At 74.2% G+C, this 23,592-nt stretch carries 24 protein-coding genes; 11 read left to right on the forward strand and 13 right to left on the reverse strand.

Annotation, left to right across the window (positions count from 1 at the left end; genetic code table 11):
- Positions 1–226: 226 nt before the first annotated feature.
- The 4 genes from O2W15_RS12765 to O2W15_RS12780 are packed head-to-tail and all read right to left on the reverse strand — an operon-like array spanning position 227 to position 4,471.
- Positions 227–1,978 carry an acetyl/propionyl/methylcrotonyl-CoA carboxylase subunit alpha gene (locus O2W15_RS12765; protein ID WP_269179683.1) on the reverse strand — a complete coding sequence of 584 codons (1,752 nt, stop codon included), beginning with the start codon at positions 1,976–1,978 and terminating at the stop codon, positions 227–229.
- Positions 1,979–2,025: 47 nt separating this feature from the next.
- On the reverse strand, positions 2,026–2,628 hold the full coding sequence (locus tag O2W15_RS12770; protein ID WP_269179684.1) for a Maf family protein: 603 nt from the start codon (positions 2,626–2,628) through the stop codon (positions 2,026–2,028).
- Positions 2,625–2,843 (reverse strand): acyl-CoA carboxylase subunit epsilon, encoded by a 219-nt coding sequence (locus tag O2W15_RS12775; protein WP_269163042.1) that lies wholly within the window; start codon positions 2,841–2,843, stop codon positions 2,625–2,627. Before O2W15_RS12775 ends, O2W15_RS12770 begins: the two co-directional genes overlap by 4 nt.
- On the reverse strand, positions 2,843–4,471 hold the full coding sequence (locus O2W15_RS12780; RefSeq protein ID WP_269179685.1) for an acyl-CoA carboxylase subunit beta: 1,629 nt from the start codon (positions 4,469–4,471) through the stop codon (positions 2,843–2,845). The genes O2W15_RS12775 and O2W15_RS12780 overlap by 1 nt, the downstream gene beginning before the upstream one ends.
- 20 nt (positions 4,472–4,491) lie before the next feature.
- On the opposite strand from O2W15_RS12780, the gene O2W15_RS12785 reads away from it, so the two are divergent.
- The 5 genes from O2W15_RS12785 (at position 4,492) to O2W15_RS12805 (ending at position 11,730) form a co-directional block, all read left to right on the forward strand.
- Positions 4,492–5,319, forward strand: coding sequence for a biotin--[acetyl-CoA-carboxylase] ligase (locus O2W15_RS12785; protein WP_269179686.1), 828 nt, complete (start codon positions 4,492–4,494; stop codon positions 5,317–5,319).
- 179 nt (positions 5,320–5,498) lie between these two features.
- Positions 5,499–6,896 (forward strand): acyltransferase family protein, encoded by a 1,398-nt coding sequence (locus O2W15_RS12790; RefSeq protein ID WP_269179687.1) that lies wholly within the window; start codon positions 5,499–5,501, stop codon positions 6,894–6,896.
- 75 nt (positions 6,897–6,971) lie between these two features.
- Complete coding sequence (locus O2W15_RS12795) at positions 6,972–7,535, forward strand: PH domain-containing protein (protein ID WP_269179688.1); 564 nt, start codon at positions 6,972–6,974, stop codon at positions 7,533–7,535.
- Between the two features lie 89 nt (positions 7,536–7,624).
- Positions 7,625–8,773, forward strand: a complete 1,149-nt coding sequence (locus O2W15_RS12800) for an exonuclease SbcCD subunit D (protein WP_269179689.1) — start codon at positions 7,625–7,627, stop codon at positions 8,771–8,773.
- Positions 8,770–11,730, forward strand: coding sequence for an AAA family ATPase (locus O2W15_RS12805; RefSeq protein ID WP_269179690.1), 2,961 nt, complete (start codon positions 8,770–8,772; stop codon positions 11,728–11,730). The genes O2W15_RS12800 and O2W15_RS12805 overlap by 4 nt, the downstream gene beginning before the upstream one ends.
- A gap of 52 nt (positions 11,731–11,782) precedes the next feature.
- Here O2W15_RS12805 and O2W15_RS12810 read toward each other — a convergent pair whose 3' ends face one another.
- Positions 11,783–12,280 carry a GtrA family protein gene (locus O2W15_RS12810; RefSeq protein WP_269179691.1) on the reverse strand — a complete coding sequence of 166 codons (498 nt, stop codon included), beginning with the start codon at positions 12,278–12,280 and terminating at the stop codon, positions 11,783–11,785.
- A 114-nt stretch (positions 12,281–12,394) separates the two neighbouring features.
- On the opposite strand from O2W15_RS12810, the gene O2W15_RS12815 reads away from it, so the two are divergent.
- The 4 genes from O2W15_RS12815 to O2W15_RS12830 all read left to right on the forward strand — a co-directional run bounded on the left by O2W15_RS12815 (position 12,395) and on the right by O2W15_RS12830 (position 15,857).
- The gene (locus O2W15_RS12815; RefSeq protein WP_269163050.1) at positions 12,395–12,796 is read left to right on the forward strand and encodes a GtrA family protein; all 402 of its coding nucleotides are present in this window, start codon (positions 12,395–12,397) and stop codon (positions 12,794–12,796) included.
- Between the two features lie 124 nt (positions 12,797–12,920).
- The gene (locus tag O2W15_RS12820) at positions 12,921–14,126 is read left to right on the forward strand and encodes a 5-(carboxyamino)imidazole ribonucleotide synthase (RefSeq protein ID WP_269163051.1); all 1,206 of its coding nucleotides are present in this window, start codon (positions 12,921–12,923) and stop codon (positions 14,124–14,126) included.
- A gap of 9 nt (positions 14,127–14,135) precedes the next feature.
- Positions 14,136–14,636 (forward strand): 5-(carboxyamino)imidazole ribonucleotide mutase, encoded by a 501-nt coding sequence (gene purE, locus O2W15_RS12825; RefSeq protein ID WP_036333774.1) that lies wholly within the window; start codon positions 14,136–14,138, stop codon positions 14,634–14,636.
- 66 nt (positions 14,637–14,702) lie between these two features.
- On the forward strand, positions 14,703–15,857 hold the full coding sequence (locus O2W15_RS12830; protein ID WP_269179692.1) for an acyl-CoA dehydrogenase family protein: 1,155 nt from the start codon (positions 14,703–14,705) through the stop codon (positions 15,855–15,857).
- Between the two features lie 40 nt (positions 15,858–15,897).
- On the opposite strand, the gene O2W15_RS12835 is transcribed toward O2W15_RS12830, so the two are convergent.
- From O2W15_RS12835 to O2W15_RS12845, 3 genes are all read right to left on the reverse strand, one after another.
- The gene (locus O2W15_RS12835) at positions 15,898–17,100 is read right to left on the reverse strand and encodes a PucR family transcriptional regulator (protein ID WP_269179693.1); all 1,203 of its coding nucleotides are present in this window, start codon (positions 17,098–17,100) and stop codon (positions 15,898–15,900) included.
- 98 nt (positions 17,101–17,198) lie between these two features.
- Complete coding sequence (locus O2W15_RS12840; RefSeq protein ID WP_269163054.1) at positions 17,199–17,579, reverse strand: STAS domain-containing protein; 381 nt, start codon at positions 17,577–17,579, stop codon at positions 17,199–17,201.
- A 26-nt stretch (positions 17,580–17,605) separates the two neighbouring features.
- Positions 17,606–17,923, reverse strand: coding sequence for a TraR/DksA family transcriptional regulator (locus O2W15_RS12845; protein ID WP_269163055.1), 318 nt, complete (start codon positions 17,921–17,923; stop codon positions 17,606–17,608).
- Positions 17,924–18,161: 238 nt separating this feature from the next.
- On the opposite strand from O2W15_RS12845, the gene O2W15_RS12850 reads away from it, so the two are divergent.
- Entirely contained in the window at positions 18,162–18,287 is a 126-nt protein-coding gene (locus tag O2W15_RS12850; RefSeq protein WP_269179694.1) for a hypothetical protein, read from the forward strand.
- 47 nt (positions 18,288–18,334) lie between these two features.
- Here the strand turns inward: O2W15_RS12850 and O2W15_RS12855 are convergent, their stop codons facing one another.
- The 5 genes from O2W15_RS12855 to O2W15_RS12875 form a co-directional block, all read right to left on the reverse strand.
- Positions 18,335–19,723, reverse strand: a complete 1,389-nt coding sequence (locus tag O2W15_RS12855) for a hypothetical protein (protein ID WP_269179695.1) — start codon at positions 19,721–19,723, stop codon at positions 18,335–18,337.
- 85 nt (positions 19,724–19,808) lie between these two features.
- Positions 19,809–20,630: a DUF1028 domain-containing protein gene (locus tag O2W15_RS12860; RefSeq protein WP_269179696.1), complete on the reverse strand. Its 822-nt coding sequence runs from the start codon at positions 20,628–20,630 to the stop codon at positions 19,809–19,811.
- A gap of 31 nt (positions 20,631–20,661) precedes the next feature.
- The gene (locus O2W15_RS12865) at positions 20,662–21,330 is read right to left on the reverse strand and encodes a CoA transferase subunit B (protein ID WP_269179697.1); all 669 of its coding nucleotides are present in this window, start codon (positions 21,328–21,330) and stop codon (positions 20,662–20,664) included.
- 1 nt (position 21,331) lies between these two features.
- Complete coding sequence (locus O2W15_RS12870) at positions 21,332–22,129, reverse strand: CoA transferase subunit A (protein ID WP_269179698.1); 798 nt, start codon at positions 22,127–22,129, stop codon at positions 21,332–21,334.
- Positions 22,130–22,170: 41 nt separating this feature from the next.
- Positions 22,171–22,953, reverse strand: a complete 783-nt coding sequence (locus O2W15_RS12875) for a TIGR03089 family protein (RefSeq protein ID WP_269179699.1) — start codon at positions 22,951–22,953, stop codon at positions 22,171–22,173.
- A gap of 102 nt (positions 22,954–23,055) precedes the next feature.
- Here O2W15_RS12875 and O2W15_RS12880 point away from each other — a divergent pair, with 102 nt between their 5' ends.
- Positions 23,056–23,592 (forward strand): phosphatase PAP2 family protein, encoded by a 537-nt coding sequence (locus tag O2W15_RS12880; RefSeq protein ID WP_269164505.1) that lies wholly within the window; start codon positions 23,056–23,058, stop codon positions 23,590–23,592.

Consider the following 23,592-nt stretch of genomic DNA (forward strand, 5'->3'; position numbering starts at 1 on the left):
GCTGACCGGTCGCGGCCGGACATCGGTGCGGCGTTCTCCGGTGCGGGGTCCGCGCACGGCTTCGCCTGGTCCACGACCGTGGCGCCGGGGGCGCACCGGGTGTGCGTGTTCGCGATCGACGTGGACGTCCCGTCCCAGAACTCGCTCCTCGGCTGCCGGACGATCAGCACGACCTGATCGACTCGAGCTGTGAGCCCGGTCGGCACGGCGAGCGTGCCGGCCGGGATCAGTCCCCGGCGTTGATCGTGCAGAGGACCGCGCCGCTGGTCACGCTGGCGCCCACCTCGGCGGCCAGCCCGGACACCGTGCCGGCCTGGTGCGCCACGATCGGCTGCTCCATCTTCATCGCCTCCAGCACGACCACCAGGTCACCGGCGGAGACGGTGTCGCCGTCGGCCACCGCGACCTTGACGATCGTGCCCTGCATCGGCGCGGTGAGGGAGTCACCCGACGCGGCCGACCCGCCACCCCCGCTGCGCTTGCGCGGCTTGGCTGCACCCGCGGCCGGCGCCGGCCCACCCGCGGCCAGCCCGGCGGGCAGCGACACCTCCAGCCGGCGGCCGCCGACCTCCACCACGACGGTCTGCCGCGGCTCGGCCTCGTCGGTCTCCGCCGCGGGGCCGTACGGCTGCACCTGGTTGTCCCACTCGGTCTCGATCCAGCGCGTGTGCACCGTGAACGGCTCGCTGGTGAAGGCCTCGTCGGCGACCACCGCGCGGTGGAACGGGACGACGGTCGGCATGCCCTCCACGACCAGTTCGTCCAGCGCGCGGCGGGCCCGCTGCAGGGCCTCGGTGCGGGTCGAGCCGGTGACGATGAGCTTGGCCAGCATCGAGTCGAACGCACCGGCCACCTCGCCGCCGGTCTCGACCCCGGAGTCCCAGCGCACACCCGGGCCCTGCGGGATCTCCAGCCGGGTCACCGGGCCTGGAGCGGGCATGAAGTTGCGGCCGGCGTCCTCGGCGTTGATCCGGAACTCGATGCTGTGCCCGCGCGGGGTGGGGTCCTCGGTGATCTCCAGTGGCAGGCCCTCGGCGATCCGGAACTGCTGGCGCACCAGGTCGATCCCGGAGGTCTCCTCGCTGACCGGGTGCTCGACCTGCAGCCGGGTGTTGACCTCCAGGAAGGAGATCGAGCCGTCGGTGCCGACCAGGTACTCCACGGTCCCGGCGCCGACGTAGCCGGCCTCGGCGCAGATGGCCTTGGCCGAGGAGTGGATCCGCTCCCGCTGCTCGTCGGTGAGGAACGGCGCGGGCGCCTCCTCGACCAGCTTCTGGTTGCGCCGCTGCAGCGAGCAGTCCCGGGTGCCGACCACGATCACGGTGCCGTGCGTGTCGGCCAGCACCTGCGCCTCCACGTGCCGCGGCTTGTCCAGGAACCGCTCGACGAAGCACTCGCCGCGGCCGAACGCCGAGACGGCCTCGCGCACCGCGGAGTCGAACAGCTCGGGGATCTCCTCGAGGGTGCGGGCGACCTTCAGGCCGCGACCGCCGCCGCCGAAGGCGGCCTTGATCGCCACCGGCAGGCCGTGCTCCTGGGCGAAGGCGACCACCTCGTCGGCGTCCGCCACCGGGTCCTTGGTGCCGGGCACCAGCGGGGCGCCGGCGCGGGTGGCGATGTGCCGGGCGGCGACCTTGTCGCCGAGGTCGATGATCGCCTGCGGTGAGGGGCCGATCCAGGTGAGCCCGGCGTCGAGGACCGCCTGCGCGAAGTCGGCGTTCTCCGACAGGAAGCCGTAGCCGGGGTGCACGGCGTCCGCGCCGGACCGGTGGGCTGCGTCGATGATCTTGTCGATCACCAGGTAGGACTCGCCCGGGGTGTTCCCGCCGAGGGCGAAGGCCTCGTCGGCGGTGCGCACGTGCAGGGCGTCCCGGTCGGGCTCGGCGTACACCGCGACGCTGGTCAGCCCGGCGTCCCGGCAGGCGCGCGCCACCCGCACCGCGATCTCCCCGCGGTTGGCGATCAGGACCTTCTGCACGTTGGTTCTCCCTTGAGTGGCGGGGCGGGCTGACGGGTGCCGGGTGGTCAGCGTCGCCAGAGGTCGGTGATCGCCAGGCCGAGCTTGGCGAGCTGGGTGCGCAGCAGCGGCAGTGAGAGGCCGAGCACCGCGGAGGGGTCGCCCTCGATCCGGCGGACGAACGGTGCGCCCAGCCCGTCGAGGGTGAACGCGCCGGCCACGCCCAGCGGTTCACCGGTGGCGAGGTAGGCCTCCAGCTCCGCCGGTGACGGCGTGGCGAAGTGCACCACGGTGGAGGAGACGCCGACGTCCCGCTGGGCCACGCCGCCGTCCCGCACGTCGAGGACCGCCTGCCCGGTGTGCAGCACGCCGCTGCGCCCGCCCATCCGCTGCCAGCGGGCCCGCGCATCGGCGGTGTCGGACGGCTTGCCGAGCGCCTGGCCGCGGAACTCGAGCACCGAGTCGGCGCCGATCACCACCGCGTCGGTCTGGTCCTTGGCGACGGCTGCGGCCTTGGCCGCGGCCAGCAGGGCGACCAGTTCACCGACCCGGGGCGCGGTCACCGCCGTCTCGTCGACGCCGCTGACCACCACCTCGGGGTTCAGCCCCGCCTGGCGCATCAGCTGCAACCGGGCCGGGGACTGGGAGGCGAGCACGAGGCGGCGGCTCATGACGCCCGCCCCGAGGCGCGCCAGCCACCGGGGCCGGCCAGCAGCGGCCGGCGCAGCACGTCGGCCCGCTCGATCCAGGCCCCGACCGGGGTGGGACGCCGACGGGGACGGCGCTGGGACAGGGCCGCGACGACGACGGTCAGTGCGGCGAGCTCCTCGGCACTCGGCTCGCCGCGGACCACCTGCAGCAGTGGAGGCTGGATCTGTTCGGTCATCAGAGGGGGATGTTCCCGTGCTTCTTGGCGGGCAGGGTCTGGCGCTTGTTGGCCAGCAGCCGCAGCGCCCGGACGACGTGGACGCGGGTGTGCGAGGGCGGGATCACCGCGTCGACGTACCCGCGGTCGGCGGCGATGTAGGGGTTGGCCAGCGTGTCCTCGTAGTCGGTGACCAGCTCGGCGCGCAGCGACTCCGGGTCCTCGGCCGCGGCCAGCTCCTTGCGGTAGAGGATGCCGACGGCCCCCTGCGCACCGATCACCGCGATCTGCGCGGTCGGCCAGGCCAGGTTGACGTCGGCCCCCAGGTGCTTGGAGCCCATCACGTCGTACGCACCGCCGTAGGCCTTGCGGGTGATCACGGTGATCTTCGGGACGGTCGCCTCCGCGTAGGCGTAGATCAGCTTGGCGCCCCGGCGGATGATCCCGTCCCACTCCTGCGAGGTGCCGGGCAGGAACCCGGGGACGTCGACGAAGGTGAGCACCGGGATGTTGAAGGCGTCGCAGGTGCGCACGAAGCGCGCGGCCTTCTCGCTGGCGTCGATGTCCAGCGTGCCGGCGAGCTGGGTGGGCTGGTTGGCCACGACGCCGACCGGGCGGCCCTCGACCCGGCCGAAGCCGGTGAGGATGTTGGGGCCGAACAGCGCCTGGACCTCGAGGAACTCCCCGTCGTCGAGCACGTGCTCGACGACGGTGTGCATGTCGTAGGGCGTGTTCGGCGAGTCCGGGATGAAGGTGTCCAGCTCGCGGTCGTCGTCGGTGAGCGCCTCGGGGAGGGTGATGTCGACCGGGGCGACCTCGACCGCCGGCAGGGGGTCGAGGTTGTTGCTGGGCAGGTGCGACAGCAGGGCCTTCACGTAGTCCAGCGCGTCGGCCTCGTCCTCGGCCAGGTAGTGCGCGACGCCGGACTTGGTGTTGTGGGTGCGGGCGCCGCCGAGCTCCTCCAGCGTCACGTCCTCCCCGGTCACCGTCTTCACCACGTCGGGGCCGGTGATGAACATCTGGCTGGTCTTGTCGACCATGACGATGAAGTCGGTGAGCGCGGGGGAGTAGACGTGGCCACCGGCGGCGGCACCCATCACCAGGGAGATCTGCGGGATGACCCCGGAGGCGTGCACGTTGCGCCGGAAGATCTCGGCGTAGAGGCCGAGGGAGACCACGCCCTCCTGGATCCGGGCGCCACCGCCCTCGTTGATGCCGATGACCGGGCAGCCGTTGCGCATGGCCAGGTCCAGCACCTTGACGATCTTCTCGCCGTAGACCTCGCCGAGGCTGCCGCCGAACACGGTGACGTCCTGGGAGAAGACGCAGACCGGCCGGCCGTCGACCGTGCCGTACCCGGTGACGACGCCGTCCCCGAAGGGCCGCTTGGCGTCCATGCCGAAGTTGCTGGAGCGGTGCCGGGCGAACTCGTCGAGCTCGGTGAACGAGCCCGGGTCCAGCAGCGCCTCGATCCGCTCCCGGGCGGTCATCTTCCCGGCGGCGTGCTGCTTGTCGACCGCCCGCTGCGACCCGGCGTGCGTCGCTTCCTCCACCCGCCGCTCGAAGTCGGCCAGCTTGCCGGCGGTGGTGTGCAGGTCGAGGTCGGCGGGGACGGGTTCTCCCGCGCTCTCCAGTTCGGCGGCACTCACAGCGCCGTAGCGTAGGTGACGTGCCCGACAGCCCCCGCACCGCAGCTCCTCCCGCCGACCGGCCGGGCCTCGACGCCGCCGCGCTGACCGCCGCCCTCACCCCCGGCAGCGGTCTGTGGCGGGCGGTCGAGGTGGTCGAGGCGATCGGGTCGACGAACGCCGAGCTGGTCGCCCGGGCGGCCGACGGCGCTGCCGAGGGGCTGGTGCTGGTGGCCGAGCACCAGGAGGCCGGGCGCGGACGGCTGGACCGCACCTGGGTCTCCCCGCCGCGGGCGGGGCTGACGGTCTCGGTGCTGCTGCGGCCCGACGTCCCGGCGGCCCGGCGGGCCTGGCTCTCGCTGCTGACCGGGGTGGCGCTGGCCGAGGCGGTCGGGGAGGTGGCCGGCGTCCGGACCTCGCTGAAGTGGCCCAACGACCTGCTCGCAGCCGACGGCCGGAAGCTGGCCGGCATCCTGGCCGAGAGCTCGGGCAACGCCGTGGTGGTGGGCGTCGGGCTCAACGTCTCGACCCGTACCGACGAGCTGCCCGACACCGGCACCTCCCTGGAGCTGGTGCGGGGCGAGCCGGTCGACCGGCCGGCGGTGCTGCTGGCCTTCCTGCGGACCCTGGAGCAGCGCTACGCCCGCTGGTCGCAGGTGCTGGGTGACCCGGTCTCCTCCGGCCTCGCCCAGGACTACCTGGCCTGGTGCAGCACCGTGGGGGCCGCCGTCGCCGTGACGATGCCCGACGGCTCGATGCTCGACGGGGTCGCCGAGGCAGTGGACTGGGACGGTCGGCTCGTCGTCCGCACCGACGCCGCGGTCCTGGAGCTCGCCTCCGGCGACGTCCGACACGTGCGCGGGCGGTGACGGTGCCGGACCTGGTCCGCCGGGCCCGGGGGCTGGTGTGACAGGTGTGCCGACTTGTCGGCTTCGCACAACAGACGCAGGGCACTTGGTGGTGTCGTCGACTCAACTCGGCGTCATCGGTCGATAACTTTCCGTTCACGGACTTCCCAGCTGAGGTCGACCATGAACGAAGGACGCCAGTGCCAACTCCAGCGCATGCCTCCCCGGCCGCAGCCCGCACCGGGCAGACCGAGATCCGTGCCCTGACCGGTCTGCGCATCGTCGCGGCCGGCTGGGTGGTGCTGGTCCACTTCGGCGTCTTCCTGACCCCGTACACCGACCAGTTCGTGTTCGTGCGGGCGGTCCTCGGGGCGGGCTGGATCGGGGTGGAGCTCTTCTTCATCCTCAGCGGCTTCCTGCTGGCCCGCGGTTACCTCGACGAGTGCGGCCGTCGTCCGACCCCGCGCACGGTCGGTCGGTTCCTGTTCAACCGGTTCGCGCGGGTCTGGCCCGCCTGGGCGCTGGTGACGGTGCTGATGGGTGGCTGGCTGTTCCTGGTGCGGGCCAGCGGCCGGACCGCGGACGTCTACACGGTCCACCCCGAGGTGTCGGTGGAGGCGATCGCCCGCCAGCTCAGCATGACCCAGATGTGGGGCATGCCGAACATGGTGGGCGCCAGCTTCGTGGCGCCCGGATGGTCCATCAGTGCCGAGTGGACCGCCTACCTCGCGTTCCCCGTGCTCGCCGTGCTGCTGCGCCCGCTGCGCCACCTGCACCCGGTGGTCAACCTCGGGCTGGCCCACGCGGCGGTCGTGCCGCTGGCCCTCATCGCCTACCGGACCGGGCCGATGGACGTCGACTCGAGCTGGGTCCTCCGGATCGCCTGCGGCTTCCTCGCCGGGGTGTTCGTGGCGCTCGCCCTGCGGGACGTGCGGCCGAGCGCGCGCACGGAGTCGATCGGCCTGGCCCTCTCGGTCGCCAGCATCTTCCTGCTCGTCATGATCTGCTTCTGGGCCAGCTGGCGGCGTGGCGGCGAGCTGGCCGACTACTCGCAGGTGGGCGTGCTGGCCTTCCCCGGGCTCATCGCCGGGCTCGCCCTGACCACCCGGGGACCGGCCCGGGTGCTCGCGACCCCTGCCCTCGTCTACGGCGGCAGGATCTCCTACTGCCTGTACCTGACGCACTACCTGCTCCTGGACGTGATGTGCACCGTCCTGTGGCAGGACCCCGCCCAGCGGTGGGTGATGACCCCGGCGATCACCCTGGGGATGCCGTTCCTGCTGCTCGCGACGCTGCCGGTCAGTGCGGCGCTCCACCACCTCGTGGAGGAGCCGGCGCGCCGAGCCCTGGTGGGTCTGCTCCGGCCGACCCGGCGGCCGGCGGCCAGACCGCAGGTCCGGGTCGCGGCTGCGGGGCGCGTGTCGCCCGCGGTCCCTCGCGCGCGGCTGCACGCGGTCGCCGCCGCGCAGGTCGACCCGAGCCTGCCGCAGGGACTCCGGACCTCGGTCTCGGCGGCCGTGCCGTCGGTGCCGAGCCCCCGACGGGCGGCTCCGGTGGAGTCGCAGACCGACTGCCTGCCGGCCCAGGTCGCCATCTGATCGCCGGTCGCCGGTCGGCCCGACACGCGCGCGCAGAGCGGTGACGGCGAGGCGCTGGTGCACCATCCTGTCCTCATGGCCTATCCGGACAAGGTCCTGGCCGGCGACGAGGAGGTCGTCCGCCACCTGCACCCGCACTGGCTGACCGTCTTCTGGCCGATCGTGGCGTTCCTGGCGCTGGTCGGACTGGCCTCCTTCGGCGCCGCCGTCGTCCCCGCGGGGGACCAGCAGGGGACGTACCGGCTGGTCGTCGTCGGCGTCGCCGTCGTCCTCGCGGTGTTGCTGGTCGTCGCCCCGCTGCTGCGCTGGCGCACCACGCACTACGTGATCACCACCCACCGGCTGCTGTACCGGGTCGGCATCCTGGCCCGGCACGGCCGGGACATCGGACTGTCGCGGATCACCGACGTCTCCTACCGGCAGACCCTGGGGGAGCGGCTGGTCAACTCCGGCACCGTCTCGATCGAGACGGCGGGCGAGGGCGGCCCGACCGTGTTCCGGGCGATCCCGGACAGCGAGGGGGTGCAGCAGCTGCTCAACCAGCTCGTCGAGGAGGACGCCGACCGGCGGGCCCGGGAGAGTGCCGCGTACCTGGGCGAGTACCACCGGGGGGACATGCACCCGACCCAGCAGTTCTGAGCCGTACGAGTACCCCCGGCGCCTGCCGGACCGGTCCGTCACGGCGTGCCTGGACGGTTCTGTCGGAGGGGCCACCTAACGTCCCGGGCATGCGGCTGCTGCACACCTCGGACTGGCACATCGGCCGCTCTCTGCACGGCACCGACCTGCTCGCCGAGCAGGAGCAGGTGCTGGGCGTGCTGGCCGACGTCGTCCGCGCGGAGTCCGTCGACGTGGTCCTGGTCGCCGGCGACGTCTACGACCGCGCCGTCCCCTCGGCGGACGCCACCGGTGTGCTGGACCGGGTGCTGATGCGGCTGCGCAGCGCGGGCGCCCAGGTGGTCCTCACCCCCGGCAACCACGACTCGGCCCGGCGACTCGGGTTCGGTGCCGGGCTGCTGGCCCGATCCGGGGTGTACGTCCGGGCGCTCACCCCGGCGCTCGACGAGCCGGTGCTCCTGCACGACGAGCACGGTGACGTCGCGGTCTACGGCCTGCCCTACCTCGAGCCGGAGGTGGCCCGGCACGAACTGGGGCTGCCCGACGCCCGTGGCCACGAGGCGGTCGTGGGCGCGGCGATGGACCGGGTCCGGGCCGACCTGTTCCTCCGCCCGCGCACCCGGTCGGTCGTGCTGGCGCACGCCTTCGTCGGCGGCGGGCTCCCCAGTGAGAGCGAGCGGGACATCTGCGTGGGCGGGGTCGACCTGGTCTCTGCCGCGGTCTTCGACGGAGTCGACTACGTCGCCCTGGGCCACCTGCACCGGCCGCAGTCGCTCAGCGACCGGATCCGCTACAGCGGTTCGCCGCTCGCCTACTCCTTCGGCGAGGCCGGTCAGCAGAAGCAGGCCTGGCTGGTCGACCTCGACGCCTCCGGGCTGGCCGAGGTGCGGCCGGTCCCGCTCCCGACACCTCGGCCGCTGACCGTGCTGCGCGGCGAGCTCGCCGAGCTGCTCGCCGATCCGGAGCTGGCGGCGGTGACCGAGCACTTCGTCTCCGCCCAGCTCACCGACGCGATCCGGCCGGCCGACCCGATGCGCCAGCTGCAGGGCCGCTTCCCGCACGCCGTGCACCTGGAGTGGGCCGGCACGGGCCCGGCCGGCGACCAGCGCAGCTACACCGAGCGGCTGGCCGGCCGCAGTGACCTGGAGGTCGCCGGGGAGTTCGTCTCCCACGTCCGCACGGTGGGCGCCACCCCGGCCGAGCTCGAGCTGCTGGGCCGCGCGCTGGCCGCGGCTGCGCACGAGGAGGCGCTGGCATGAGGGTCCACACCCTCTCGCTGACCGCCTTCGGGCCGTTCGCCGACCGGGTCGAGGTCGACCTGGACGACGTGGGCCGGGACGGGCTGTTCCTGCTCTGGGGCCCGACCGGCGCCGGCAAGACGACGCTGCTCGACGCGGTGGTGTACGCCCTCTACGGCACCGTCCCGGGAGCCCGGGGCGAGGAGAAGCGGCTGCGCAGCGACCACGCCGGCGCGCAGGTCCGCACCGAGGTGGAGTGCGAGGTCACCCTCGGCGGGGAGCGGTTGCTGGTCACCCGCCGGCCCGAGCAGCAGCGGCCCAAGCGGCGCGGCACCGGCTGGACGACCGAGCAGGCCAAGCTCACCGTGCAGCGCTGGACGGCGGCCGGCTGGGAGCCGGTCAGCACCCGGATCGACGAGGGCTCCGAGCACCTGCGCAGCCGGCTGGGTCTCTCGGCCGAGCAGTTCTGCCAGGTCGTGCTGCTCCCGCAAGGTGACTTCGCGCGGTTCCTGCGGGCCGAGCCGGAGGACCGCGGCCGGCTGCTCCGCACCCTCTTCGACGTCGGGCGCTTCGCCCGGGTCGAGGAGTGGCTGGCCGACCAGCGGTCCGTCGCCCGTGGGCAGTGGGACGAGGCGCGGCTGCGGGCCAGCACGCTGCTCGCCCGGGTGGCGCAGGTGGCCGACGTCGACGTGCCCGAGGAGCTGGCCCCGGAGCTGGTCGGTGCCGCGCCGCACGCCTCGGCCGGCGCCTGGGTGCAGCGCGTCCGGGCGGAGGTCGCCAGCCGGCTGGCCGACCAGGAGGTCGAGGCGGAGCGGGCGGCCGCCGAGGTCGAGCGGGTCGACGCCGTGTTGGCCGCCGCCCGGGCCGAGGTCGACCGGCACACCCGGCGTGACCGGGCGCGGGCCGAGCTCGGCCGGCTGCAGGCCGAGGAGGCCGAGCTGGTGCCCCTCCGTGCGGCGCTGGATGCCGGCGGCCGGGCAGAGCCGGTGCGGGACGTGCTGGAGGCGGCCGGTCGTGCGGCGCTGGACGCCGAGGGCGCCGCGGCGCACCTGGAGTCGGTCCGCCACCGCTGGACGGAGGTGGCCGCCGGCCGCCCGGCCGACACCGTGCTGGCGCGGGCCCTGCGCGACGAGGTCGCGGCGCTGCGGGCTCTGCTGCCCGACGTCGACCGCGCCGCCGCACTGGCCCGCGAGGTCGGCGAGGTCACGCGCCGGGTCGAGACGCTGCAGACGCGCTGCGCCCAGGACGAGGTGGCCGCGCAGGAGTGGCCGACGCGGCTGGCCGAGCAAGAGGGCCGGGTCGGTGAGGCCGCGGAGGCGGCGTCGAGCCTGCCCGGGCTGACCGCCGTGCTCGAGGGCCGGCGCACCGCCCTCGCCGCGGCACGGGCCGCCGGCTCGCTGGCCGGCCGGCGGGAGCAGCAGCGCAGCGACGTCGACGCCGCCCGGGAGGCCTGGCTGGACGCCCGGGAGACGTGGGGCGACCTGCGCACCCGGCGGCTGGACGGGATGGCCGCCGAGTTGGCCGCCGGCCTGGCCGACGGCCAGGACTGCCCGGTGTGCGGTGCGCTGGAGCACCCCCGGCTGGCCCAGCACGACGGCACCGTGGTGACCCAGGCCGACGAGGACGCCGCCCGCACGGCCGCGGAGGAGAGCGAGGCCCGGCTCGCCGTCCTGCGCACCGCCCTCGAGGAGACCGACCGGGAGCTCGCGGTGCTCCGTGCCCAGGCCGGGCCGGAGCCGTTGGCCGACAAGGAGGCCGCCCTCGCCGAGGCCGCTCACCAGGAGGCGCAGGCGCGCACCGCGGCCGGGGCCCTGGACGGTGCACGCCGGGCGCTGACCGCGCTGGCGGCCCAGCGGGACGCCGCGCTGGCGGCCGCCGCCACAGCCCGTGAGGAGCTGGCGCGGCTGACCGCCGAGCGCGCCGCGGCGCAGGAGACGCTCGCCGCGCTGCAGCAGCGGCTGCGCGCCGCACAGGGGGAGGACCAGGGCATCGCCCCCCGGATCGCCCGCCTCACCACCGAGGCCGAACGGTGCGAGGCGCTCGTGGAGGCCGAGGGCGCCGAACTGCGCGCCCGCACGGCGGCCGACGCAGCTCGCCGGCTCGCCGAGGAACGCGTCGCCGACGCCGGGTTCCCCGATCTGCTGGCCGCCGCGGACGCCCTGCTGGACCGGGCCACCGCCGCGTCGGCCGGTCGGCGGGTGGCCGAGCACGACCAGCGGTGGTCGGTGGTCACCGCGACGCTCGCCGAACCGGAGCTGGCCGACCTCGCACCCCGGCCGGACCTGGACGCGCTGACCGACAGCTGCCGCGGCGCGACCCGCACCCGGGAGGCCGCCGTGGGCTCGCTGGCCGAGGTGCGCCGCTGCGCGGACGCCCTGGAGTCGCTGACCGCCGACCTCACCGAGATCGAGGTGGAGCTGGACGAGCGCCGGGCCCACGCCGAGCAGGTCACCGCGCTCGCCGACCTGGTCAACGGCCGCGGATCCAACACCCTGCGGATGCGGCTGCAGTCCTTCGTGCTCGCCGCCCGGCTGGAGCAGGTCGCGGCCGTGGCCAGTCGGCGGCTTCGGGACATGTCCGGCGGCCGGTACACGTTCCTGCACAGCGACGCCCAGGGCCGGCACGGGGCTCGGGGCGGGCTGGGACTGGACGTGCTCGACGAGTACACCGGCGCCCGGCGGCCGACGAAGACGCTCTCCGGCGGGGAGAGCTTCATGGCCTCCCTGGCCCTCGCCCTGGGCCTGGCCGACGTCGTCTCGGCCGAGAGCGGTGGGGTCCGGATCGACACGCTCTTCGTCGACGAGGGCTTCGGCACCCTGGACCCGCAGTCGCTGGACGCGGTGATGACCGTCCTGGACGAGTTGCGCCGGGGCGGCCGGACCGTCGGCGTGATCAGCCACGTCGAGGAGCTGCGGACCAGGATCAGCAGCCGCCTGGAGGTGATCGCGAGCCGGGAGGGTTCCCGGCTCGCGAGCTGACCGGCTCGCGGGCTGACCGGCTCGCGGGCCGGTCAGGTCTGGGTGGACCCGGTCAGACGGCGCCGTCGCTGAGCAGCGGCTGACGTGGGTCGGTGCGGGCGTGGACGGAGTCGAGGGCCGGGAACACCCAGCGACGGTAGGAGAGGTACCGGATGGCGGTGCCGAGGACGATGGAGGCGATGTTCGCGGCCTGCATCACCAGGGCGCTCTCCTGGTCGAGGCCGTACCGGACCGCGGCGACGATGCCCAGCCCGAGCAGCAGCGTCGCGCCGTTGATCATGGCGAAGAGCACGTACTCCCGCCCCACCCCGGTGCGCGCCCGGTGGGCGAACGACCAGTAACGGTGCCCGAGGTAGGCCACCGTCATCGAGACCAGGGTCGAGCCCAGCTTGGCCGTGACGGCGCCCGTGCCCAGGTGCGCGTAGAGCAGCTGGAACAAGCCGATGTCGATGAAGAAGCAGATCCCACCCACGACGCCGAACGCGCTGAACTCCTTCAGCAGCAGCCGCCACCCTCTGCGCAGGCGGCCACCCGGTGGGTCGAAGGACATGCCTCCAGCCTAGGAGGCCCGCGGAGCGGGGGCCTGCGCTGCGCCGGCGCGCTGGTGCGCCGGGTCGCCTGCGGCCTGACGGGAGGCAGCACTGCGCTGCACTAGCGTGCCCACGTGACCGTTCCACCCCCCACGCGGCTCCCGCGGATCTCGCCCACGATGGTCCGCTACGTCGGCGTCGGGTTGCTGAGCCTCGTCGTGGACGCCGGGACCCTGTGGCTCCTCTACGACGTCGCGGGGCGGCCGCTGTGGCTGGCCACGACGGCGGGCTTCTGGCTGAGCTTCGTGGTCAACTTCCTGGCCAACAAGTACTTCACCTTCGGTGTCCGCACCGACGGCACCCGCCAGCTGCTCCGGTACGGCCTGCTGGTGGTGCTCAACTACCTCGCCAACCTGGGGATCGTCACCGGCCTGGTGGCGGTCGGCCTCCCGGCGGTGCTGGCCAAGGTGATCGCGGTGGCGCTGCTCACCGGGTTGAACTTCTTCGCCTACCGCCACTGGGTCTTCCGTTCCTGAGCGGGCCGGGACGCCGGTCCCGCGGACCCGCCGGAGCCCCGGGGCAGCTGGTCGGCCCCGGATCACCGGGCCGGCGACCCCGGAGGCGTGCCGGGTGGACGAGCGATCTAGCCTTCCGGGCACCATGGGCACTCCCACAGACCGCCGCACCGGACTCCCGGTCGTAGCCATGGTCGGCGGGGGCCAGCTGTCCCGGATGACGCACCAGGCGGCGATCGCGCTGGGCCAGTCGCTCCGGGTGCTGGCCGCCGACCCGGCCGAGTCCGCGGCCCTCGTGGCCGCCGACGTCCAGCTCGGCGACCACAACGAGCTCGCCGACCTCCGGCGCCTCGCCGCGGGCGCCACCGTGGTCACCTTCGACCACGAGCACGTCCCGACCGAGCACCTGCGCGCACTGGAGGCCGACGGCCACCGGGTCGCCCCCGGCCCCGCTGCCCTGGTGCACGCCCAGGACAAGCTGGTGCTCCGCCGGGCACTGGCCGAGGCAGGGGAGCCGCAGCCGGCCTGGGCCGAGGTCCGCACGGTGCACGACGTGACCGCCTTCGCCGACGGCGTCGGCTGGCCGGTGGTGCTGAAGACCCCCCGCGGCGGCTACGACGGCAAGGGCGTGTTCGTCGTCTCCGGCCCCGACCAGGTCGCCGACCTCCTCGAGCGGCACGGCACCCTGCTCGCCGAGGAGCGGGTGGGCATGGTCCGCGAACTGTCGGCGCAGGTCGCCCGGTCCCCGTTCGGCCAGGTCGCGGTGTGGCCGGTCGTCGAGACGATCCAGCGGGACGGCGTCTGCAACGAGGTGCTGGCGCCTGCCCCCGGCCTGTCCGAGGAGCTGGCCACCGCCGCCCAGGAGCTCGCCGTCCGGATCGCCGACCGGCTCGGGGTGGTGGGCATGCTGGCCGTGGAGCTGTTCGAGACCGCCGACGGGGTCCTGGTCAACGAGCTGGCGATGCGCCCGCACAACTCCGGGCACTGGACCATCGAGGGCGCCCGGACGAGCCAGTTCGAGCAGCACCTGCGCGCCGTCCTGGACTACCCGCTGGGGTCGACGGCGATGACCGCGCCGGTGGTCGTCATGGCCAACGTGCTCGGCGGTGCGACCGCGGCCGACGACTGGTCCGGGCCGGGTCTGGACGAGCGGGTCCACCACCTGATGGCGCACTGGCCCGACGTGAAGCTGCACTGGTACGGCAAGGGCCAGCGGCGGGGCCGCAAGCTCGGTCACGTCACCGCGTTGGGCGAGGACCTGGCCGAGGTGCGGGCCCGCGCGGTGGCTGCCGCCCGCTACCTGGCCGACGGCGTCGTCGACCCCGCGTTCGCCTTCGACACCGAGCACTGAGGAGTGGCCGTGAGCGACCCGATCGTCGGCATCGTCATGGGCAGCGACTCCGACTGGCCGATGATGGAGCCCGCCGCCCAGGCGCTGGCCGAGTTCGACGTCCCGTGGGAGGCGCACGTCGTCTCCGCGCACCGCACCCCGCGGCGGATGCTCGACTACGCCGAGTCCGCCGCGGGACGGGGCCTGCGGGTGGTGATCGCCGGCGCCGGGGGAGCAGCGCACCTGCCCGGGATGGTCGCCGCTGCGACGCCGCTGCCGGTGATCGGTGTGCCCCGGCCGTTGGACCGGCTGGACGGGCTGGACAGCCTGTTGTCGATCGTGCAGATGCCGGCCGGCGTCCCAGTGGCGACGGTGTCGATCGGCGGCGGGCGCAACGCCGGCCTGCTGGCGGTGCGCATCCTGGCGGCCGGCGACGACCGGTTGCGCGCCGCCGTGGAGCGGTTCCAGGCGGACCTGGCGGCGTCGGTCGTCGCCCGGGACGACGCGCTGCAGCAGCGGATCGCACCCTGACCGATCACCACCCCGCCGTGGGGTGAGTCGCTTCCCTGGGCAGCCGGCCGGGCTTAGCATCTACTGGTGGGTAACAACGCCGGGCTGTACGCGCTGACCGAGGAGCACGAGGCGATCCGGGAGGCGGTCCGCGAGATCGCCGAACGGGAGATCGCCCCCTTCGCCGCGGAGGTGGACGCCGACTCGCGCTACCCGGTGGAGGCCCAGAAGGCGCTCACCGCGGCGGGCTTCCACGCCACGCACGTGCCGGAGGTCTACGGCGGTGAGGGCGCCGACGCGATCGCCACCTGCATCGTGATCGAGGAGGTCGCCCGGGTCGACGTCAGCGCCTCGCTGATCCCCGCGGTGAACAAGCTCGGCTCGGTCCCGGTGATCCTGTCGGCGTCCGAGGACCTCAAGCAGCGGGTGCTGCCCTCGATCGCCGCCGGCGACGCGATGATCAGCTACGGGCTCTCCGAGCGCGAGGCCGGCTCCGATGCGGCGGCGATGCGGACCCGGGCCAGGCTCGAGGGCGACAGCTGGGTGCTCAACGGCACCAAGGCGTGGATCACCAACGCGAGCGTCTCGGAGTGGTTCACGGTCATGGCCGTCACCGACCCGGAGAAGGGCGCGAACGGCATCTCCGCCTTCGTCGTGCACCGCGACGACCCGGGCTTCGCCGTGGGCCCCAAGGAGAAGAAGATGGGCATCAAGGGCTCGCCCACCTGCGAGCTCTACTTCACCGACTGCACCATCCCCGCCGACCGGATCGTGGGGGAGCCCGGCACCGGGTTCAAGACGGCGCTGCGGACGCTGGACTTCACCCGGCCGACCATCGGGGCCCAGGCGGTCGGGGTCGCCCAGGGGGCACTGGACGCCGCGATCGCCTACACCAAGGACCGCCGCCAGTTCGGCTCCGCGGTCAGCGACTTCCAGGGCGTCCAGTTCATGCTCGCCGACATGGACATGAAGATCCAGGCAGCGCGGCACCTGGTGTACGTGGCAGCTGCCGCCGGTGAGCAGGGGCGCGCCGACGTCACCCGGGTCTCCGCTGCGGCCAAGGCCTTCGCCTCCGACACCGCCATGCAGGTGACCACCGACGCCGTCCAGCTCTTCGGCGGGGCCGGCTACACCCAGGACTTCCCCGTCGAGCGGATGATGCGCGACGCCAAGATCACCCAGATCTACGAGGGCACCAACCAGGTGCAGCGCATGGTGATCGCCCGGAGCCTCCTGAGGTAGGACGTCGACCGGCGTCCCTGCAGCTCAGTTCGGGTCCGGGTCAGGTGTCCAGTGGCAGTGGCCTGGCCGGCCACTCCAGCAGGCGGGCGCCCAGCACGGCGGCGTGCAGGGACAGCCGCTGGTCGGGCCGCCCGACGCTGTAGCCGCTGAGCTCGGCGACCCGGGCCAGCCGGTAGGTGACGGTGCGCACCGAGACGTGCAACCGCTGGGCGGCCTCGGTGGCGACGTCCCCGGCCTCGAAGTACGCCTGCAGGGTCTCCAGCAACACGCCCGCGCCGTTGCGGCTGCGCTGCAGCGGGCCGAGCACGTCACCGACCAGGTCCGCGATCGCCGCCTGGTCCCGGCCCAGTACCCGGTAGACCAGCAGGTCGCGGGCGTGCACGACGTCGGTGTCCAGCCCGAGCCGGTCGGCGAACACGAGGGCCTCCCGGGCCTCCTCGTAGGACCGGGCGACGCCGTAGGCGCCGGGGAACGCGCGCCCCGCGGCCACCCGCCAGCGCCGGCCGCCGTCGACCTGGTCGAGCTGGGCACGGATCAGCGCACCGAGGTCCACCGCCCGGGAGGTCACGGTCGCGCTCCCCGCCGGCACGACGACGACCACCCGCGCGTCCTTGGTGGCGACCAGCACGTCCCGGTCACCGAACCGGTCCACGACGGCCCGCTCCAGCGCGATGGCCGCACGGTCGACCGGGCTCTCGGGCCCCCGAGCCGCGGCGAGGGCCACGTGGTGGGCCTTGCCCAGGTCGATGCCGAAGGGCTCGGCGCGCTGGACCATCCGGGCGACGTCGGCGTCGCCGCGGAGCAGGTCGTCGACGAACCCGCGCCGCAGCGCCTCCTCGTGGCGGATCATCTCCCGCCGCTCGGACTGGTGGCCGTCGACGAGCACCCCGACGGCGTCGTCGAGGACCCGCAGCACCGCCTCGCCGGCCTGGCGCACCTTCTCCGAGTCACTGGAGCGCACCACCGCCGGCAACTGCCGCCACAGCCGCCAGGACGCGGACAGGTAGAGGTCCACCGCGCCCCGGGCACTGACACCCTGGGCCGCCGCTCGCCGTCCCAGCTCACGGACCGCAGCCAGTTCCCGCGGCTCAGGACGGCGCCCGTGGATGGCCGCGTCGGCCAGCATCGGCAGGTAGTCACCGAGGAGGTCCACCGGGGCGGAACAGGCGGCGGCTGCCGACGCTGCCACGGCGTCCAGCCAGTCCTCGCCCGCCGGTCCGTCGCCGGACTGCCGGTCGGTCATCGCACCCCTCCGTCCCGCCGGCGTCCCGGACCGGCGTTGCCGGACCTCGGCAACGCCAGCATGCCGCGGCTGACCGCGGCGCCGGGCCGACCGGCGTCTCAGCGGTCCGGTCGCAGGGTGGGCGCATCGCCCACGAGCGAGCCCAGGCGGGTCACCTGCAGCTGGTCCAGGACGGTGCGCCGGCCGGCGCACCGCAGGACCAGCCGGGCACCGCGCCGCCGGCACCGACGGTGCGCCCGGGTGAGCACGGTGACGCCGGCGGGGCCCAGGACGGTGACCTCGGCGAGGTCGACGACGAGCTCACGGAGCTCCTGCTGGGCGGTCTGGCTGTCCAGGCACAGCCGGAGCAGCGGTGCGGTGGTGCTGTCGACCTCGCCGGTGACGTCGACGAGGACACGACCCGGCCGGTCGCCGCGCACGGCGGTGACGGACAGCAGCTGGTCGTCGGGGACGGCACGAGCGGCGGACGGAGCGGACACGGGGCGGCCCCTCGCGGTCGGTGTGGTCACCGGCAGGAGACGCAGCTCGCTGCGAACGGGCGGAACTCGAGTCGCTCCGGGGGGAGGGCCGATCCGCAGTGCGCGCAGGAGCCGTACGTGCCGGTCGCGATCCGGTCCAGCGCCGCGTCGATCTCCTCGATGGTGCGCAGCAGGCTGTCGGCCCGGCGAAGGGCGACCGGGTCGGGCACCGACGTGACCGTCTCGGCCAGGGCGAGCTCGCGCTGACGGAGGCAGTCGGCGCGCTGGGCCTCCAGGAGCAACCGGGAAGACGCCGAGTCGGTGCCCGGTGTCGCGGAGGAGGTGGCGGTGGTGGTGGTGCGCATGGGCTGCTCCTGGGGACGGCGGAGAGCACGCCCCCACCGGACCGGGGCGCGCGGGGAGGAACGGGGGACCCGCAGGTCCTCCGTCCAGGCGCCGGCCGTCACGGACAGCTCCCGGCACCTGGGGACCTGGGGTCAGCCTGCCCGTACACCGGGACGGGGGACAGGTCGGTGACCGGCCATCCCGATCGCGGTGTGGTTGCCGGTCACCGGCAACTCCGGGCACCGGGCCGGCTGCCCTGTGCCCACGCCAGGGCCGGGCGACCTGGTGCGCGACCGGGTCGCCGGAGTCGTCGACCCGCAGGTCCACCACGAGGGCACCGACCAGCTGCAGGGCATGGTGATCGCCCGCAGCGTGCTCCGCTGATCGCTGATCGCTGATCGCTGATCGCTGATCGCTGGTCCGGCCGGCCGTCAGCCGCCGGTCACGATCCCGCAGGTCAGCTCGACGGCCCAGGGCTCGGCGGGAGCGATGGGGAGCACCACCACCTGCTCGGGGCCGCCGGCCGCGCACTCCTGCACCGCCTCCTCCACCGAGTCCGACCACTCCGGGGCGGTGGCGCGCGGGTCAGGTTCGCCGCGGTAGTCGAACCCGGCCATCAGGGCGACGGGGAGGAGCGCGGTCACCAGGACGAGCGCGCGCCAGCTGCCTGACAGCCGCTCAGCGACGCCCTGGGCAGCCACAGCGAGCGCCGACAAGAGCAGCAGCGACGGCACGATGGTGTAGCGCGCGCTCAGGTGGAGGTCGGTCGCCAGCGCCCCGGCCGGTGGGTACGCGACGTTGAGGGCGAAGAGGCTCTCCACGCAGAACAGCCCGACCGAGGCGACGGCCGCCGTGACGATGAGCGGACGGCGTTCGGGCCGGGAGAACAGGAGGGCGACGAGCAGCGCGGCCGCGACCACCACCCCGACCGTCCAGACGAGCTCACGACCGCCCGCGCCGACCAGCCGCCCGGTTCCCCCGTTGCCCACGATCGAGGTCGACACCACGCGGAGCGCGTAGCCGAAGGCGATCTCCATCGCAGCCGGGCGTGCGCCGGTCGTCCGCTCGGCGGACAGGACGACGATCAGCTGGACGGTCATCGCGATGAGGTACGTCCCGGCCACCCACCACTCACGGCGGGGCAGCAGGACCAGGCGGCCGAGCGCCAGCGGGAGGAGCACGACGGCGAGGGGGTCGCTCAGTGCGGCCAGCATCACGATGAGGGCGGGCAGGACGTGGCCCCAGGCCGACTGACGCCGGCCGATGAGCGCCCAGAAGGCGGCGAAGATCAGGAACCAGTGGCTGTTCGCGACGTTGTCGACGGCCTCCAGGCCACCGGCGGGCAGCAGTGCGACGGCGGCCGCAAGGCCACCACGCAGCCAGGGAGAGGGCAGGTGGGCCCGCCCGAACACCCACACCGACCAGGAGGCGGTCCCGACGACCAGCGCCGCGGAGATGCTGAAGACGAGGCCGGCCAGGTGCAGCGGCAACCAGCTGGCGACCTCGGCGACCAGCCGGGGGAGCAGGTGCAGGTAGCCGGAGTACGGCCGGAAGAGGGGATCCAGTCCCATGCTCTCCTCGGCCTGGCGCAGGAAGACGACGCCGTCCTCTGCCCAGATCGTGTCCAGCCGGCCCGGTGGCAGCCGGAACAGCGCCACCGCAGCGGAGAGCAGGAGGACGACGGCGCCCTCGTACCAGGGGGTCCGGGGGGTGGGGCGGTAGAGCCAGCCACCCAGACGGCGCCGGGCGGTGGGCCAGCTGGTGCGGCCGCTCGAGGAACCCGTGCGCTCGGTCGCAACGGGTTGGTCTCGGCTGACCACTGAGTGCTCCCACCCTCACCGAGTCGCATGCTGTCGACCTCGTCCTGGACGGACTCTAACCGGCAGCTCGCGCGGGGGCAGGGGGTCATTCCAGCAGCCGGGAGACCCCAGCCAGCCGGGAGTCGCCGGCCATCGAGGTCAGCCACGTCGACCAGCCCGGGCGGGCGCGCACGGCCTCCAGGGCGCTGCGGGCTGCGGCCCGGTCGCCGCGGCGGGAAGCGGCCAGTGCCGCGTACAGGTCCCGGGCGCCCTCCGGCGCGAAGACCGCGAGGGTCTCGTAGTCGCGCTCGTCGTAGGCGCGCTGCAGGTTGCGCAGCATCCGCAGCTGGGCGACCGGGTCCCCGGAGTCGTCGACCCGCAGGTCGACCCGGACCCCGTCGTCGTCCTCGGTGGCCGGGGTGCCGCTGACCACCTGCAGCGCGGCGGACTGCCGGCCACGCAGGTCGCCACCGGCGTCCTGGCCGGCGGTCAGCGCGGCGATCAGCCGGTCGGCCAGCGCCCCGCCGGTCGCGGCGAGGGCCTGCACCATCGCCGGCAGGACGTCGGGGGACGCGAGCATGTTGCCCTGCACGCTGCACCCCTCGCCCAGCACGTGACCACTGGTGGGCAGCGAGCCTGGGCCGGTGTCGACGGCCACCCGGCCGGTCGCATCGAGCACGGCGATCTGGCGGTCGGCGTCCTCCGCCGCGTGCGCCGCGCGGCGGACCAGGTCCTGCGGTGACGCGCCGTCGGCCAGACCGGCCATCAGGGTGGTGCCCAGTCCCCGTCGGCTGCGCGCCTGGACCGCGATCACCCCGACTCCCGGCCGGACCGTGGGCACGGCCCGGCCGACGGCCAGGATGCAGGAGGAGACGGCGATGCCCAGCTCGCCCGTCGCGGCGTCCCGGGCGACGACGGAGAAGGTCATCGACTCTCGTTCCTGCCCCGGGGGCTCTTCCTCACACGGTGGCCGGCAGGCCCATGGTGGGCACCTCGCCGTCGACCTGCAGGGGTGCGCCCGTGGCGGCGACGACGTCGGCGACGGTGACGCCGGGAGCGGTCTCGCGGAGCACCAGTCCGGTGTCGGTGACGTCGATGACGGCCAGGTCGGTGATGACGCGGTCGACGCAGCCCTTGCCGGTCAGCGGCAGGGAGCACTCCTCGACGATCTTGGGGGAGCCGTCGCGGGCGACGTGCTCCATCATCACGATCACCTCGCGGGCGCCGTGGACGAGGTCCATCGCCCCGCCCATCCCGTTGACCATCTTCCCGGGGATCAGCCAGTTGGCCAGGTCGCCGCGGGTGTTGACCTGCATCGCGCCCAGCACGGCGACGTCGATGTGGTGGCCGCGGATCATGCCGAAGGACAGCGAGGAGTCGAAGAAGCTGGCCCCGGGCAGGATCGTGATCGTCTCCTTGCCGGCGTTGATCAGGTCGGCGTCCTCCTCGCCCTCGAAGGGGTAGGGGCCGACCCCGAGCACGCCGTTCTCGCTCTGCAGCACCACGTGCACCCCGTCGGGGATGTGGTTGGGCACCAGGGTGGGCATGCCGATGCCGAGGTTCACGTACTGGCCGTCCTGCAGGTCCAGGGCGACCCGGGCGGCGAGTTCGTCGCGGGACAGTGCCATCTCAGGCCTCCGTGGTCTCGGTGCCGGCGGCCGCGGGTGCAGCCGCGCCGGGGCGGGGGCGGGTGGTGCGCTTCTCGATCCGCTTGCCCTCCTCGCCGACGACGACCACCCGTTGCACGAACACCCCGGGCAGGTGCACGGCCTCGGGCGGGATCTGCCCGGGCTCCACCAGCCGCTCGACCTCGGCGATGGTGATCGCCGCGGCCATGCCGCACAGCGGGTTGAAGTTGCGGGCCGATTCGCGGAAGACCAGGTTGCCGTGCCGGTCACCGACCGCCGCACGGACCAGGCCGAAGTCGGCGGTCAGCGCCGTCTCCAGCACGAAGTCCTGGTCGCCGAACCGACGGACCTCCTTGGGCTCGCTGGTGGCCACCACGTTGCCCTCGGCGTCGTAGCGCACCGGGATGCCGCCGTCGGCCACCAGGGTGCCCACCCCGGTGGGGGTGTAGAAGGCGGGGATCCCGGTGCCCCCGGCGCGCAGCCGCTCGGCCAGCGACCCCTGCGGGGTCAGCTCGACCTCCAGCTCCCCGGAGAGGTACAGCCGGGCCAGCTCCTTGTTGCCACCCACGAAGGAGCTGATCGTCTTGGCGATCCGCCCGGCGTAGAGCAGCACCCCCAGCGCCTGATCGTCGACCCCGCAGTTGTTCGAGATCGTCGTCAGGTCCGACGCGCCCTGCTCCAGCAGTGCGTCGATCAGGGCGACCGGTACCCCGCACAACCCGAACCCGCCGACCGAGAGGGTCGCTCCGTCGGGCACGTCGGCCACGGCCTCCCGTGCGCTCGCGACGACCTTGTCCATGCGCTGACCACCGTCCGTTCGAGGGCTGGGCAGGCGATTCGTCAGGCGGGGCGGCCCAGCTCGCGGATCCCGTCGAGCTCCACCCCGAGCGTAGCGGTGACCCGTTCGGTCTCCGCCCGACGGAGCAGGCCGGACGGTGCGGCCGCCCGGCAGAGCACGAGCGAGGCCCCGGCCGCCAGCGGCGCCAGCAGCCAGGCGACCGGCCCGGCCTCCGTCGCCGTCTGCTGGTCGATCAGCACCCGGTCGCCGGCGGTCATACCCAGCCGGCCGGCCAGCTCGGTCGCCGTCTCGACCAGGGCGGACAGGCTCAGCTGCCCCCCGCCGAGCACCAGACCGACCCCGGCGGGGTCGACCGGCTGCCAGGGGGAGAAGACGTCGCCGTGGCCGCGCACCTCGAGCGCGAAGTCCCGGGCCGGGCCGGTGTACCCGGTCATGCCCATGCCCAGGGGGTGCAGGGAGAGGCCCAGCAGCTCGTCGAGGCCCAGCTCCTCCAGTGCGGGCAGCCGGTCGGCGTCGGCCAGCACGACGTCGGCGTCGGTGAGCCGGTCGTCGTCCTCGGCGGCGGTCTCCCACACCGCCGCCCCGCAGCTCCAGACCCCGAGCAGCACTGCGGCGGTCTGCCAGTGCACCGGCAGCGCCAGCCCGACGGTGCTGCCCGGGCCGACGTCGAACTCCTCCTGCAGCAGGTTGGCGGTCTTGGCCACCCAGTTGGCGAGGGTGGTGGCCGAGAGCTCGGTCCGTTCACCGGAGACGTCGTCGTAGAAGGTCACCAGGGGAGCGGCGGCGTCGCGACGGAGCGCGGCGGTCAGGAGGTCGGCGGGCACGACTGGACCGGAGTGGGGCACCGTCTCAGAGTGACAGCCCCGGAGGGAGGGGTGCTGTGAGGGGCGCCCGGGCAGCCGGGGCGCGGCTACAGTCGATCCTCGATGAGCGCAACCCCCGACACGATGCTGCTCCGGTTCGACCACTCCTTGCTCCGGTCCACGCGGCGCGCCCTGGGTGGCACGCCCGCAGTCCCGGTGGCCCGGGGCATGTCCCACTTCGGCGAGCACGCGATCGGGTGGATCGCCCTCGGTGCCGCTGGCTGGCTGCGTGGCCGCGACCGAGCCGACTGGGCCGCCGCTGTGACCGGGGTCGTGGCAGCGCACGGGGCCGGCGTCGTGGTGAAGCGGGTGGTCCGCCGGTTGCGCCCCGCCCTGGACGACGTCCCGGCGCTGGTGGCCACTCCCAGCCGGCTGTCCTTCCCCAGCGCGCACAGCACGTCGACGGCGGCCGCGGCGATCGGGTTCGCCCCGATGCTCGGCGGCCCGCTCATGACCGGGGTGACCGGTGCGATGCTCGTGTCCCGCGTCCTGCTCGGTGTGCACTACCCGTCGGACGTCCTCTCCGGCGCGGCCCTGGGTGTCAGCGTTGCCACCGTCGTCCGGCGGCGGATGCGCCGTTCAGTCCCCAGGAAGGCGTGA

This window comes from Modestobacter sp. VKM Ac-2979 (genome assembly GCF_026967995.1).
Taxonomy (GTDB): domain Bacteria; phylum Actinomycetota; class Actinomycetes; order Mycobacteriales; family Geodermatophilaceae; genus Modestobacter.

What these genes read in the sequence shown, in the direction of transcription:
- O2W15_RS12810 (WP_269179691.1), bottom strand. Translation starts at nt 12,280, where the DNA reads ATGTCCTTCGACCCACCGGGTGGCCGCCTGCGCAGAGGGTGGCGGCTG.
- O2W15_RS12770 (WP_269179684.1), bottom strand. Translation starts at nt 2,628, where the DNA reads ATGAGCCGCCGCCTCGTGCTCGCCTCCCAGTCCCCGGCCCGGTTGCAG.
- O2W15_RS12835 (WP_269179693.1), bottom strand. Translation starts at nt 17,100, where the DNA reads ATGACCGACCGGCAGTCCGGCGACGGACCGGCGGGCGAGGACTGGCTG.
- O2W15_RS12805 (WP_269179690.1), top strand. Translation starts at nt 8,770, where the DNA reads ATGAGGGTCCACACCCTCTCGCTGACCGCCTTCGGGCCGTTCGCCGAC.
- O2W15_RS12775 (WP_269163042.1), bottom strand. Translation starts at nt 2,843, where the DNA reads ATGACCGAACAGATCCAGCCTCCACTGCTGCAGGTGGTCCGCGGCGAG.
- O2W15_RS12820 (WP_269163051.1), top strand. Translation starts at nt 12,921, where the DNA reads ATGGGCACTCCCACAGACCGCCGCACCGGACTCCCGGTCGTAGCCATG.
- O2W15_RS12845 (WP_269163055.1), bottom strand. Translation starts at nt 17,923, where the DNA reads ATGCGCACCACCACCACCGCCACCTCCTCCGCGACACCGGGCACCGAC.
- O2W15_RS12860 (WP_269179696.1), bottom strand. Translation starts at nt 20,630, where the DNA reads ATGACCTTCTCCGTCGTCGCCCGGGACGCCGCGACGGGCGAGCTGGGC.
- O2W15_RS12795 (WP_269179688.1), top strand. Translation starts at nt 6,972, where the DNA reads ATGGCCTATCCGGACAAGGTCCTGGCCGGCGACGAGGAGGTCGTCCGC.
- O2W15_RS12870 (WP_269179698.1), bottom strand. Translation starts at nt 22,129, where the DNA reads ATGGACAAGGTCGTCGCGAGCGCACGGGAGGCCGTGGCCGACGTGCCC.
- O2W15_RS12880 (WP_269164505.1), top strand. Translation starts at nt 23,056, where the DNA reads ATGAGCGCAACCCCCGACACGATGCTGCTCCGGTTCGACCACTCCTTG.
- O2W15_RS12865 (WP_269179697.1), bottom strand. Translation starts at nt 21,330, where the DNA reads ATGGCACTGTCCCGCGACGAACTCGCCGCCCGGGTCGCCCTGGACCTG.
- O2W15_RS12800 (WP_269179689.1), top strand. Translation starts at nt 7,625, where the DNA reads ATGCGGCTGCTGCACACCTCGGACTGGCACATCGGCCGCTCTCTGCAC.